At 33.7% G+C, this 13,138-nt stretch carries 16 protein-coding genes and 1 pseudogene; 6 read left to right on the top strand and 11 right to left on the bottom strand.

The features are described from left to right. Both DNK47_RS02820 and DNK47_RS02815 read left to right on the top strand, forming a co-directional pair. Positions 1-279 (top strand): hypothetical protein (locus tag DNK47_RS02820; RefSeq protein ID WP_220084658.1); only part of this gene is annotated, 279 nt, incomplete at its 5' end. A gap of 276 nt (positions 280-555) precedes the next feature. Continuing rightward, entirely contained in the window at positions 556-1,416 is an 861-nt protein-coding gene (locus DNK47_RS02815) for a hypothetical protein (RefSeq protein ID WP_112665758.1), read from the top strand. A gap of 327 nt (positions 1,417-1,743) precedes the next feature. On the opposite strand, the gene DNK47_RS02810 is transcribed toward DNK47_RS02815, so the two are convergent. Next, on the bottom strand, positions 1,744-2,736 hold the full coding sequence (locus DNK47_RS02810) for a hypothetical protein (protein WP_112665756.1): 993 nt from the start codon (positions 2,734-2,736) through the stop codon (positions 1,744-1,746). Positions 2,737-3,055: 319 nt separating this feature from the next. Between DNK47_RS02810 and DNK47_RS02805 the strand changes: the two genes are divergently transcribed. The 4 genes from DNK47_RS02805 to DNK47_RS02790 all read left to right on the top strand — a co-directional run bounded on the left by DNK47_RS02805 (position 3,056) and on the right by DNK47_RS02790 (position 7,007). Then, positions 3,056-3,916: a type II restriction endonuclease gene (locus DNK47_RS02805; protein ID WP_112665754.1), complete on the top strand. Its 861-nt coding sequence runs from the start codon at positions 3,056-3,058 to the stop codon at positions 3,914-3,916. Further along, positions 3,910-4,665 (top strand): TRM11 family SAM-dependent methyltransferase, encoded by a 756-nt coding sequence (locus tag DNK47_RS02800; protein ID WP_112665752.1) that lies wholly within the window; start codon positions 3,910-3,912, stop codon positions 4,663-4,665. The genes DNK47_RS02805 and DNK47_RS02800 overlap by 7 nt, the downstream gene beginning before the upstream one ends. Positions 4,666-4,754: 89 nt before the next feature. After that, positions 4,755-5,822, top strand: a complete 1,068-nt coding sequence (locus DNK47_RS02795) for a hypothetical protein (protein WP_146737539.1) — start codon at positions 4,755-4,757, stop codon at positions 5,820-5,822. A 123-nt stretch (positions 5,823-5,945) separates the two neighbouring features. Further along, positions 5,946-7,007, top strand: coding sequence for a hypothetical protein (locus tag DNK47_RS02790; protein WP_112665748.1), 1,062 nt, complete (start codon positions 5,946-5,948; stop codon positions 7,005-7,007). A 14-nt stretch (positions 7,008-7,021) separates the two neighbouring features. On the opposite strand, the gene DNK47_RS02785 is transcribed toward DNK47_RS02790, so the two are convergent. The 10 genes and pseudogenes from DNK47_RS02785 to DNK47_RS03505 form a co-directional block, all read right to left on the bottom strand. Further along, the gene (locus DNK47_RS02785; RefSeq protein WP_112665746.1) at positions 7,022-7,567 is read right to left on the bottom strand and encodes a hypothetical protein; all 546 of its coding nucleotides are present in this window, start codon (positions 7,565-7,567) and stop codon (positions 7,022-7,024) included. 19 nt (positions 7,568-7,586) lie between these two features. After that, entirely contained in the window at positions 7,587-8,246 is a 660-nt protein-coding gene (locus DNK47_RS02780; RefSeq protein WP_112665744.1) for a hypothetical protein, read from the bottom strand. Positions 8,247-8,469: 223 nt separating this feature from the next. Beyond that, positions 8,470-9,147 (bottom strand): hypothetical protein, encoded by a 678-nt coding sequence (locus tag DNK47_RS02775; protein WP_112665742.1) that lies wholly within the window; start codon positions 9,145-9,147, stop codon positions 8,470-8,472. Positions 9,148-9,215: 68 nt separating this feature from the next. Then, the gene (locus tag DNK47_RS02770) at positions 9,216-9,875 is read right to left on the bottom strand and encodes a hypothetical protein (RefSeq protein ID WP_112665740.1); all 660 of its coding nucleotides are present in this window, start codon (positions 9,873-9,875) and stop codon (positions 9,216-9,218) included. A gap of 16 nt (positions 9,876-9,891) precedes the next feature. Next, on the bottom strand, positions 9,892-10,476 hold the full coding sequence (locus tag DNK47_RS02765) for a hypothetical protein (RefSeq protein WP_112665738.1): 585 nt from the start codon (positions 10,474-10,476) through the stop codon (positions 9,892-9,894). An 8-nt stretch (positions 10,477-10,484) separates the two neighbouring features. Beyond that, positions 10,485-11,126 carry a hypothetical protein gene (locus DNK47_RS02760; RefSeq protein ID WP_112665736.1) on the bottom strand — a complete coding sequence of 214 codons (642 nt, stop codon included), beginning with the start codon at positions 11,124-11,126 and terminating at the stop codon, positions 10,485-10,487. Further along, the gene (locus tag DNK47_RS02755; protein ID WP_112665734.1) at positions 11,119-11,679 is read right to left on the bottom strand and encodes a hypothetical protein; all 561 of its coding nucleotides are present in this window, start codon (positions 11,677-11,679) and stop codon (positions 11,119-11,121) included. Before DNK47_RS02755 ends, DNK47_RS02760 begins: the two co-directional genes overlap by 8 nt. An 8-nt stretch (positions 11,680-11,687) precedes the next feature. Further along, positions 11,688-11,993, bottom strand: a complete 306-nt coding sequence (locus DNK47_RS02750) for a hypothetical protein (protein ID WP_112665732.1) — start codon at positions 11,991-11,993, stop codon at positions 11,688-11,690. Positions 11,994-11,996: 3 nt separating this feature from the next. Continuing rightward, positions 11,997-12,551 carry a hypothetical protein gene (locus tag DNK47_RS02745; RefSeq protein ID WP_112665730.1) on the bottom strand — a complete coding sequence of 185 codons (555 nt, stop codon included), beginning with the start codon at positions 12,549-12,551 and terminating at the stop codon, positions 11,997-11,999. 65 nt (positions 12,552-12,616) lie between these two features. Further along, positions 12,617-13,138, bottom strand: a pseudogene (locus tag DNK47_RS03505) (hypothetical protein); the annotation flags it as partial.

Genomic DNA, 13,138 nt, shown 5'->3' with positions numbered 1-13,138 from the left:
AAAGAGAACTTTGTGTGTAACAACAGTGGAATCAAACTTGTTAGTCAGGGATGAAGGCATGATAGGAAGGATGTTTTTACTAATGGAATGTTGCCTTTAGGTAACAGACGATTAATGAATTCTGGTGTGAAACCAATAAGCTTCTCAATCTCTCTTAAGTCCTGTGAATATGGCGAAAGTGGAACAGTTGCTACTTGTGACTTAAAACTAACTACAGGATCTGACCTTGATTGGAGTACCAAGGTTTCCGCAAAGGCAAAGTTCACAATTTCTCAATAAAACACTCAAAATTCACAATTTTTTTAATTTCTTTTTTCACTAAATTTTTATATTTTTTAGATCACGATCTACCCATCAATAAAGGATCATGTTTGTTATATATAGAGAATTTCTTTGAATTAATCTATCAAAGTTTTTGAATCTAAATTCCCAATAAAAGTGTTGGTAATGATACTTTCCCAAAACCAATAATTAAAAACCAGCACTTAAAAAGATAAAATTTCTGATTTGGGTTGATGAACAAAATAAATTTACTTAATTAAAAAAAGTTTCTTTTTGCCAGCTGTTGTAACTTCTAAATTAGGAAAATTTGCTCTTATAACTCTTTCTATTACTGGAACATCTCTATTAACTGCTAATATTCTTGTTTCTTCACTCGCAAAAACCAGCAAAGTTACCACAAATAGTTTCAATTTTTTAACTCTACCAGAATCTTTTTCCACTTCTAGAGATTCAACAGAAATACAATCTTTAACAAGTAACGTTCTATCTAATGACATTACAAGCTCTCTGTCTGCCCCAGAAAGACAAATTTCTCAGACTCAGAATAAAAAATGCAAGGTTGTGTTGACAAGCGCAGATTCAAACTATAAAGTTGTAACTTGCGATGACACTCCAATTAGGAGATCTGAAACTTGATATTTATTTGATAGTGAAAAGAATTCTTTAGAACGACTTGATGGATTAACCACCAAAAATGATACTGGCGAAAAAGCTTTTGAAAACACAAATCTTTGATGGAAGAGTAAAAAGTGACAAGGGTATAGAGGAATGAATTATCGTAAAGATTTAGAAAGAAAAACAATAAGCTCTCCTTTTGAACTTAATTATGTGTCTTCGGTAAGTTCATTTAAATTTCCATTTTTTGATTATCTAAGAGCTTTTTGTCAAGGAAAAGAGTTTCCAGAATCTAAAGGATTACGATTTTTAAGTTCCAATTGCACACATTTTGATATACCTACTAAAAATTTAAGATTTCCCCTTATAAAAAAACATTTTGATCAAGCTTTCGGGCCTAAACAAGAAAGATGTTTCATTGGTACAACTAATGAAACTGTAAACATTGGCAATGAACAAAAGCGAGTATTGAAATGAAAGGAAGAAGAAAACTGTAACTCCCATTCATCTAAAAAATAATTCTTTTAAATTTAGTTATCTTTAGGGAAACTAAAATTCCTTAAATAAAGAGACTTATAATTGGCTATTATTAACTGGACTAAGAATTAAAAAATCTCAAGAAAGCATAAGTACTCTCTATAGTTTCTAAGCTATTTAAGTTAGTTTTCTTTTCTTCTTTAGTTGTTGGTCCCAGTTATCCTATTATTGCTAAATTAAATACTTTACCTATAACGCACGATAGTAATGAAGTAGAAAAAATAAAAGAGAGATTTTGTCCTATAACTGCTAAAAAAGATGAAAAAGATTGTGAAGAAATAATACTAGAAAACTATTAGAGAGACTTCTCTATTTTCTTTCTATTTCCACTAAATTGAAAAACTTCTTTCAATCCTCATAACTATTGACCTTGAAGATATTACTAGATCCTCCATAGTTGTTGTAGGAAGAGGCAAAGGTTTTTGTGTTATAGTCTCAAGCAATCTCTCTATTTGATGCTTTCTCCATATATTTAGGAATAGCTCTTCTAGTTTCAGACTCAAAAGTAGGAACAATAACACCTGTATCTAAGAAAATTACTGGTTCTTTATTGCAACTAGCAATAGCTGTATTGCTATCTTTGTCAATATTCATAGTTTTTAATCAACTACCTAATTTTCAGTAATTATGTCAGTCTTGATATCAAAAATCATTGAAGTTTTTACATTGAGGTTTATCTACTATTATTGAGTTTCTTTTGGTTTGTTCATTAGCTCATTTGTGAGCAATGATAAATAAACCATCTCTATTAGATCAAATACCATAGTCATTATCTACCTTTCTGAAACATTGACAAGTTGGATCCCATCTAATGATTATGAAGTACTTATGATTTCATTTACCAATTATGGTTAGAGGTTTGTTCGCCCCTTCTCCCTTTAATAAAGGACTAATGGTAGATAATCAACGGGTTAAGTCAGTTTCTTGTGTTTTTATTGTTTGTGACTGAGAAACAAAGATTTTAGGTGTATTACTTAACTGGGGATTCTCTTTTAATGGAGAAGAAGTTAAAACATTAACTCTTTGGGTCTGGAAAAAGTCAGAAGAACCAGAACTATCGCCAAGAACCTGTTCTTGCAAATGCCTCCCCCCCCGAGTAGGTAAAGAATTACTATCTATAACTTTTATAGATTCTGAGGAAGGTTTTGAAACAGGACCGACACCCCCGCCTTGAGGACTATCAACTAATAGACTCTTATCTGAATATAGAGAAGTACTCTCCCCTTTCGAAAACAACAAAGAGAAAGGAACAACAGCTATTCCTCCAATACCAGCAAATGAAAGAAGTAAGTTCTTAAACATTAGAGTCCTGAAAAATTATTCTCTTAAACGAATTTAAATAAATTGTTTAGTTAACTTAAAAGAACTCAATGAGAAGAGAATTCATTGTTTTATCTTTTCAAGCAAAATAATTCCCAAGAGTAGACCCAGTCAAGACCTTAACTTCAATAAGCTAGTTCTCTATTACTCTTGTGGCACCGATCTTTATGACCAATAAATTATTTCAGCCCTAAAGTCGGAATATGTTTCTTAATTCTTCTTCGTTCAATACACAATGCAGAATAATTGTTCTTTTTACTTGTTATTTGTTTATTAGTAGATCGGGAAGAGCAAATAGAAAATGAAAAGAAATTTTGAGAAATGATTTACAGAGTTGCGAGATTGTATCACTGGTTATAAATTCTTTGTAGATTTTTCAAAAACTCAAAGTAAAGTTCAAGAATTAGAGAAAAAGTTAAAGATCATGAGTACTTTAATTGGCTCTGACAATATTGAACAAGATTTTGAAGATTTAATAGTTAAATATCCAGAAGTTTTAAGTTGTATTCCTATTCTGTTAGCCGTTAGAAATAATGAATTATTAATAAAAGAAGAGGGGCAAATAATTTCTTTTTCTTTTGACATGGCAAATAACCCAATAGAAAAATACCAAGAATTTATGAAGGAAACAGGATTATTTGATTTATTGAGCAAAAGACAAGTAAAAAGTTTGTCAGATTATGTTTTTGGAATTGAAGTAGGATTAGATTCTCATAGTAGAAAAAACAGAATAGGTACAGAAATGGAAAGTTTAGTTTGCAAACATATTCAAAATGCTGGTTATGAGTTGGGAAAGAATTTCCTTACACAAACCAGCTTACAAAAGGCTCTTGAAAAGTGAAATCTTAACTCTATTAATTCTTTTTTAGGTAGGAAGAGATTTGATTTTTTGCTCTTTAATTCTCCAACAAAGATTTTTGTAGTCGAAGTAAATTTTTATGGCGGAAGAGGAGGATCAAAAATAAATGCAATAACTAGAAGTTACAAGTCTTTATATTCTGAGATTTCTAAATACCCAAATCTTAAATTTATCTGGATAACTGATGGGCTTGCTTGAAGAAAACACAAAAATATATTGGAACAAGCTTTTGAGGCAATGCCTAATACTCTCTTTAATCTAAGAGAGTTGGAAGAAGGAAAAGTTTTCTCTAACAAATGCTAAATAAAAAGATCACTAAGTGAGAACCAGAGAACTTTAAGTTACAAACTAATACCTTGTGAAGTTTCCCAGATAGGGGAAACTGAGCAACTCATGACTCTAAATGAAGAGGTAATTGATCTCCTTATATTCCTAGAAACATACTTCTTAGGTACTCAAAAGAAGGGGAATTAGTACTAGATCAGTTTGCTGGAGGAGGAACTACTCTAGTAGAAGCAAAGCTCCTAAATAGAAATGTCATAGGAGTTGATGTCAATGATGAAGCTATTCAAAGATGTAAAGAAAAGATTAATTTTGACTACTCAGGAGCTAATGGTCAAGTAACCATTATCAAGGGAGATGCTAGGAAATTAGATTTTCTTGAAGCGGAAACCATTGATTTAATATGCACACACCCCCCTTACGCAGACATCATCAGCTATAGTAAGGGGCTAGATATTCCCGAAGATCTATCTAACTTAAAAGTAGATGAGTTTCTCTCTCAGATGCAGTCAGTAGCATCTGAATGTTATAGAGTACTTAAGAAAGGCAAGTTTTGTGTAATTCTTATGGGGGACACAAGAAATAAAGGACATATGGTCCCTTTGTCTTTTGAAGTTATGAAAATCTTTGAAGATAAAGGATTCAAACTAAAAGAATTAATTATTAAAGCACAACATAATTGCAAGACAACAGGTTATTGAGCAACTAACAGTGTTAAGTACAACTTTCTATTAATAGCTCATGAATATTTATTTGTATTTAAGAAATAAATAAAAGGCTAGTTAAAGAGATAGAAAACATAGGCATTTAAATTTATTTTTTATAAGGGGAAAGGGGATTTATTCCTATGACCAGAAGAATGAAACTAGCTTTGGGTGGATTGGGTTTTATTGGAATCGTTGGCGCTTCTTATCCCGCCCTTTCAAGTCATCTGAAAAGTATTAATCCTCTGGAAAAGTTAATCTGGGGGGGGCGCTTTTTTGGATCTAAATTCACAAATGATCTAAACAAAGAAAAACAAAAACAACAACTAGACTCCGGCGCTAGATGGGATACTCCAAAAATATCTTTCTCGAACAAATCTTTTAATCTTCCAGAAGCAACACTAGATTTAAAAAAGAAAGAAGGGAGTGAATTAGATTCTCAAAATGATTGAATGAAACAAGGAGATGTTACTACTTCTATAGAAAGTGTTCTATCAGAGATAAGTAAAGAAGGAAAATTATCTGACGTTCAATCTTTATTGTCCCCTCAATATGAGCAATCAGCAACAAAATACCTTACAGATGTTCAACGAGAAAGGAAAAAACATTTAGTTAATTTTCAAAAGATTCAATCAGCAGTAACTAAGTGAGAGCAATCCAAGAAAACGGGAGGAACTAATATATCTGTTCCCGTTCTCAGTCAAGCAGAAAGAGATAGTCTTCAAAAGATCTATGAGTTACACCACGATCTAACAATCAAAAAAGACAGTCTTAATTTGCGCTTGAAGGAAATAAGTAAAGATACTGCAAGAGGCTCTGAAGGTGTAACAACACAAGACAAGTATCCATTTGAACAAGTAAAAGATGCTCTTAGACTTATCGGCTGATCTACTAGCAAAGTGAAAGTTCAAAAACATAGATCAAATACTAATTTTTATCGCGCAGATAATTGAGGTACTTGAGAACAAAATCCTTATAGATGTTTCTATGAAAAGGAAGAAGAGTTTAAGTCAGATATCGCTACTCTAAATAAGAACTCTTCCAAAGTACATAACTTAAAACAATCTATAGACAGACAAAGAGGTCTGTGAGGTTGAGGAAGAGCTACAGAAAGTTTGGATAGACAGTCTTTAGAAGTTAAAAAGCTATCTGCAAGTACTCAATCACATATAGAGTTGCAAGTCGCCTCTGCTTTATTAAACCTTATGAAGACCAAAAAGTAACTTTTTAATTCTCGAGAAATTTCTAAAAACCATTTCTAGAATAAATAAAAATTTGATTTTGATAAGAGGGGTCGCGAAGGACCAAAGGGTTTCAAGATTTAACTATCTTGTTTCCATAAACCATTGACCAAAAAACTGAAGTACACTCTATTTGGCACTGGATTCTTAGGAGCTAATGCAATTGTTTTTCTAGCCTTGAGAAATACTCTTCAATCCTTTGATCCCCTGAAAGGGTTTTGGGCAATATGAAGTTCCGGAAGAGAAACTCACTCAAATGACTACAAATTAAAGCTAGAAGCTAAAGAAAATAGCTCTCAACTAGATTTAAAAGGAGGATTAAATGGTCTTAAGGGGGTGACGTTAGATATTGATAGAGGAAAAGGGGGTCTGGACTCCATCTCTCCTTTTTTAAATGATTCTGCAGATCAAAATTATGCTGGCTCCATCAAAAATATCTTTGATGAGATGCTTAAAGAAATCCAAACAAAGAAGATTGAAAAGAAAATGGACTCTAAATATGAAGAATTAGCTAAGAAATATCTAGAAGAGGGCGGTAAGGACAGACATACTATGCTTGTTCATTTTCAAAAGGCTGAGTCAAGTATCAAGAAGTGATTGGAGAATAAATCTAAACCTGACCATAAAGCCCCAGCAAAAAGCTTAAGTCCAGAGGAAAGAATTAGTTTGCAAAAGTTTTATGAACTTCACTACGAATTAAGTGGTAAAGGAAAGGGATTTTCAAATGAACTACAAGAGGTTTCTGGAGTGACTGGGGGGGGCGGTAGCTCACCAGCAACAAACGATTCCGTTACTAACTTACAGAATGTAAAGAAATCTTTAAGAGTTATAGGATGAGACAGAAGCAAGATTAAGGTTCAACCTACTGTTAGTACTAAGTTCTTTTCTTCTGGAGCATGAGGGCCTTGAAGTAATAATCCCTATAAGACTTTTTATGGCTCTGAAGAGGAATTTAAAAAACACTTAAGTGCTATGAATAGCTCTTCTTTGCAAATTAGTAAGTTAGAACAAAGCATATCTAGAGAAAGGGGCATGTGGGGAAGCATACCTCGAGCAAATGCGCACTTTCAAGCACAAGAGAGACAAGCCAAAGAGTTAAAAGCCAATCAATCAAGTGAAATAGAGTATCATATTGGCTCTAAGCTACTCGAATTTATGAGTCGATAAATAGGTAAAAGAATCTAAGTATTAGGGTTCAAATACACTAGTTCCCCTAAAGCCATATCTTTGTTTCTTTTAACCAATTGAAGTAAGTTATTTAGTTCTTTTCAACTAGCTAAACAAAGAGAGTGTTCATTATTGTATGTTCCTTCAAATAAACAGTTATCTGATATAGGTTTATGTGTTTCTTCTTTAGTTCCTTTGGATCAGAAGAAACTATAGAAGTGAATTAGGTTATCACTAAACTCTTCTTTCTCTATTTCAATTCAGAAATTGATTGAATCCTCATACAATCTTGCGTAAGCAGGAAAGGTAAACTCTTCTGAATGATCTTGACACTTAACTACAAATTTGGTTGCTTTAGTATAGTTAACTTGACCTAGGTTTTTACAGTCTTTAGTGTCTAGCTTTATCTTTCAGCCTTTCTCATCGAGCAATAGTTCTTTATCTTCTTGGTAACTTAATTTAGTTAGTGTATAAGGGATCTCAGTAGCTTTTAATTGGGGAAGGAAGAATAAAAAAGGAGAAGGAGCGGAAACTGTAAGAGAAACTAGCTTAAGCCTCAAATATAGCTGAAATCTCTCTCTAAGCTATATTTAAAGCTTTCTTGTAGTCTCCATAAGTTTTGATCTCTGTGTAGTCTTGGGCTTGATCCTCTTTACTATGGAAAAACTTTAGTTCCTTCTTTGATCAGTAGATAGGGGAGACATTACCTACTTTTCAAGAATCACTTCCCTCTTTACCGCCTCAACCTATATAGAAGAAGGGAAGAGGATTATTTTTATCAAATATCTTGATTGAACCTTTGTTGATATTGGTGTTATTGAGTACTTTCTCCTTAATAGTTTCAAAGTCTCTATATGTATCAGTAAAGTGTGAGTCTATGTATGAACCTCAATAATTTCTGTATCCATTGATGTCCTTAGGGATACACTTACCATCAATAGTCTTGGGTCCTTTAAGGGCCCAAAGAGAGTAACTGGGATATTGAACTACAGGTCCTATAGTAGCTTTAGATTTAGGTTCATAACAGGAAAGATCTCAAACTAATGCTTTATATTTTCAGGATCAAGTAAATATTTGATACTCGTGAACAGTAGGATATTCAGAAACAACTTCAACTAAGAATCTAGTGTCCTCATTATTGTATAGATCTGGCCCTCAAACCTTACTGTAGAAAGGAGTTATATTCTTTTGTTCTCTGGCCTCATAGAGATGCATAGCAATCTCTTCTTTATCTTTCATTCCTTCTACAGCTCTTAGAGAATTAAGTTGTCTTTGTGCTTGTTCTTTCTCTTGCGTTAGTTGATTAAGTTCTGAAGTTAATTGAAGAATTAATTGTTCTTTTTGAGAGACTAACTTTAGAGCTTCCTTTATTCCGAGGGGGGGGCGATCAGACCACTATGATTAACAGCTATATAGGAAAGAGGGGCTAAAGAAGTAATAACTGCTACTGTACCAAGTCTCATTATGAAGAGATTTGAGTACTACAGTTAATAGTCTTTCATCGACCTTTATTGTCTTTTCCATAACATCTTTGATCTCCACTGTTATTGAAAGTGTTTTTTTGTTGTATTTGCTTACCGCTATCCTCATTGAACTTAAAAGTAGGAATGTCTAGACTTTGACGGGAAGTACATTTGTAACTTGAATTAGAAGTAACTGATACACCCAGAGGAGGAGGGCAAATCATCTTAATGTACTCAAAGAAAGGGAAAACCGTTGCCCCCCCCTTGTAAGAGATCTGGAATGATCCTGTTATTGGTTCACTTCCCCGTCAATTGTTTCGAGTGTATTTTTTGAAAGCTGTTCAGGACCTGTTTTTTCATAGATCTAATGAGTAACCTAATTCTGTATCTCTATTATGTGGAGTAGATATTCCTTCAATTTTTTCTAGAGAGTTTTTATTTTTATTGAATAGGTATCAAGTGTTTGCATCATTTTTACAAGAAACAATAGTATGTGAATCATCCTTACTAGTTAAGAAGACTGTACATTCCTTCTTTTCAATAGGTTCAAACTTTTCTTCTATTTGTGATTGTGTAGCTCCGGAAGATTTCACTGCATTAGCAATGGTTACAGAAACTCCTGTAACAATAGCAGTTAGGGAGATAAATCCCCCTATAGCCCCTAAGAGTACAAGCATATATTAACTGTTAATTTACCTAGGATTTTATAAGTACTTCGGGAAATTTATTTCTTTCTTTGGGTAATTTATTTAGAGGGCTTTACGTATTTAATCTTTGGCTTAAATCCATTTACTCACTCTAAGTTACTCTCAGAAGTAAACACTATATCACAAGCCACAGAACCAGTTTCTATTTGACAATTATTCTTATCTGTTGTAAATCTAATATCCTTACTATTTATCCCCTTCTCTCCTATATTCTTACTAATTGATTCTTTAAGTTTTATTTTTGAAGCTCCACAACTGCCTACTTTGTTATCTACTGTGTAACCTTCTACTCTGGTACCAAAATCTCTATACCTTAAGTCGTCAACCTTTCCTTTGTCAAAGTAAATCTCTCAAGACTCTCAATCATTACCTCCAGTAGCACGATCTCCCCATTTTCTGGTTCAAGATTCTCCTTCTCCCGTTCTCGCAACACCATAATCTCACTGAGTGGCCTTAAAGTCAACTGTTAAGCCTAATCCCATATCATTCTTTCCATCTTCAGACACTTTCATAATTCCTTCATACTTATCGGCTTTTTCATCACAAAGTAGTATTGGGGATCCAACACCCTCCAATGTCTTTTGTCAAGAATCCCAATAATTAGAAGATGATTTAGTAGAAGTTACACCATATACTACTGCACCAACTCCCCCTACCCCTAAAGCAACAGCTAATACAACTTTCATAAGACCAAACATTGTTTAGTTCAACTTACTAGTTACTAAAAGTAATTGTTGGCTTAAATTCTTCTTTTCACTTTAGGTTAGTTGCCGGATCGAATTGGATACTGCAACCTTCAGTAGTAGGATTTTTACAACTAGACTTATCAACCTTAAATCTAATGGTGGTTGCCACAATGCCCTCTTTCTCTTGTTGATTCTTGGCCGGATCAATCAACTCTATTTGTGATGATTCACATTTTGAAAGAAGATAAGTAACGTGATATTCTCTTGTTTCTGGTTCTCTAAATCACAGTTCTTTAAGATCTTTGCCTTGGAAATTTAATCTTCAGTCAGCTCAGTCATTACTTCTTTTTGCTTTATTCCCTCAAGGAATGTTTTTACCACTTTTTGTTTGAATGCTGAAAGTAATCCCCTCACCTAGATTATTCTCTGTATCCTTAGCTTTCTTTAATAGAACTTTTCAGTGACTGTAGCCATCGCCACAAACTAATACTGGATCAGTAACATTTAGACCTTCTTTTTGTGTATTTGAAGAAGTAGTCACTTCATATACAATACCACCAATTCCCCCTACTCCAATGGCTAAAGATAATAAACCTTTTGCTAGATTAATCAACTTTAGTTTTAGTTAGCAATTGAAGTATATCTGATTTTCGGTTGAAAACCTTCTTTCCACTTTAGATTGCTATCTGAGGAGAAGATGATATCACACTCTTTAGTGTTGTTAGAGATTTGAGTGCAAGTTTCTTCTTTGATCTCAAGCTTGATAGTTGTTCCTTCAATTCCTGCATTATCTCCTTGATTCTTAGAGCTATCTACTAACTGTATTTTGTGTTGTCCTTTGTCCGCGCAACCTTGAATAATGTGGTTAGAAGTGTATCATATCATACCTACGTCTTTGGTTCAGACATCACCAATTTTCTCTTCTTTAAAGGTCATCTTTCAGTTACTTCAAGCATGATTTTCAGTGGCTTTACTTCCCCAAGGAATTATCTTCTTATCTCCTGCATTACTTGTACTTGTTCTGTAAACACGTAAAGTAATATCTGTCCCTAAATCAACTTCGGAACCTTTAACTGGCTCAAGAAAGAATTCATACTTGTCATATTTATCGTCACAAATTAATACCGGACCAGAACTAATAATCTTTAAATCTTTTCTCTTTATCTCCTTAGCGCTGGAAGAAGATAAAGCGCCATATAAAGCAACTCCTACACCCCTTATTCCTAGAGAACTAACTAATATACCTTTAACTAGACTAAGCATTTATTAACTCTTTAATAGGTTTAGATAATGGAAAAGATTTCAATCAAGAAGAATAATTTCTACCATCAGATTGTGCACAATCTATCTTTCTAGTTGAATCTTCTAAGCTCACTGTACATTTGGTTTCAAGATCATAATCTTTCTTTAAAAAGTCTCAGAGACCGTAACTGGTTCAAAGGGCTTCAGTTTTTCCATTCGGCTCTACAAAACCAAAAACAAGTTTAAATTGACTTGTTTGCTCAAAACTTACTGTTTTGACTTTCGGAGAGAGCCTCTCTGTCCCCTCTTTATCTTTTGTATATAGGTAGTAGGAAAAAGACTCATTAGAACTATCTGGATTAGTGCATATTAGTAGTTGTCTAGACCCATCACCTTCTTCATCAGTTCCTTCAATAAATGTTCAACAAGTGTCTTTATTATTTCCTAGATATTCTGCTTCTTTTTGTTGATTCGTCTCTCCTCCTGAAAGAGAGTAGGTAACAGGAGCAATAATAACAGTTCCCGCTAGAATTCCAACTGCAATTTTAGCTAGAGAGGTAAGAGCGATAGACAAGACGAGAATTATTTACAGGTCAAAGGGTTACGGCTCTGAATATAAGACAAAGTTCTACCATCTGAGCAGGTTCTACTAGAAACTCAAGAACTTGTTGAGCTGAAGTGACTTTCACCTCTGTCAGTTACTTGTCTGCCTGTTTGCCCTGAAATAGAAGAGTTATTACCTAAATCTGAATGACTAGAAACTTGTGTTTGTTGTGTAACCATTAATGCCCCCCCCAGAGATGAAGAATCAGTTGGAAGACTTAAAGGAATAACAACTAAAGAGCTGATACCAATAACTCCCATTAGAGCCTTAATAGAAGAAAGCAAGGTTTATTTTCAGACAGGATCTAACCACTTGTATTCATTCTTATTTCTTGTAGGTGTACAAACTAGTTTTCTTATATGTTGATATCTATTTTCTGCCTCTCACTCAATTTTGCAATCGCTATTTAGATTTAGCTTATTTCCTAAATGTCAGATTCAAGAAACTCTTATAGTTTCTTGTTTAGTTTCTGATTCGGGGGGGGCAGAATCAACTTCTGTTTTTAAGAGGGTTATTGTTACTTTGTTTGTGTCTGATATCTCTATGGATTCAACTTCTTGCTTAGATGAGTCATCATCTTTATTTCTTAGGTAATACTTAACATTTGTGTTTTCTTCTGCAGAATCTTCTTTACATACTATTAATTGTTTATCTTGATCATCATTCTTTTCAACTGATCCTTGCATAACAAGCCAGCATTTTGGCCTTCCATTAATTGTTTGTTCTGAAGGTTCTTCAGAAGGATTATTTAAATGGTTAGCTACAAAAGGAGAGGCGACAAGCATACCTGCAAATCCAGCCCCAACGATCTTTGCCAAAGGAAGGGCACTTAGTATTGACATCCTTTTAGTAAAGGAGTGTTTTCTATTTTAAATGGGAGATTTAGTTTCTTGTCTAGAAGAGAGTATTAAGTAGATTTCTTTTCTTCCGGTGTTCCATTCTCCTCAAAGATTTTTTGTGGCAAGTTAATTATCTTTTCTGCAGTTTCTTTGATTAATTTCTCATTAGATTGCTTTAGCGTTGTTAGGATCTCTTCTATCTTTTTAGTTTGTTCTTGAACTTTCTTTTGCGCTTCTTGTTGGAATTTCTCAAAACCAGTCTTTAATTCTTGAACCTTTTCCTGAGTTTCTTTGTTTAAAGCCTCTTGTGTCTCTTTTTGTTTGCTTTCTAACTCTTGCTGTTTTGCCTTAACTTGTTCTTGGTATTCGTCATAATTCTTCTTTACTTCTTCTTGAGAAGATTGTCTAGATTCTGCTTGTTTTTTAGCTCTTTGGCTTTTAGATTCTAGCTCTGTATCTCTTTGCTTGGCATTAGCTTGCTCTTTGCTTAATCTATCTAGCTCTTTATTAAGTGATTCTTGAAAAACTTCACTAGTGTCTTGAACTATTTTTAAGACAGAGGCTAAACCTTGGTCTTTAACAATGCCCCC

Source organism: Mycoplasma wenyonii (genome assembly GCF_003265155.1).
GTDB classification, from domain to species: domain Bacteria; phylum Bacillota_I; class Bacilli_A; order Mycoplasmatales; family Mycoplasmoidaceae; genus Eperythrozoon_A; species Eperythrozoon_A wenyonii_C.
The sequence above is the reverse complement of the archived record's forward strand: the minus strand, read 5'-3'. Positions and strand labels throughout refer to the sequence as shown.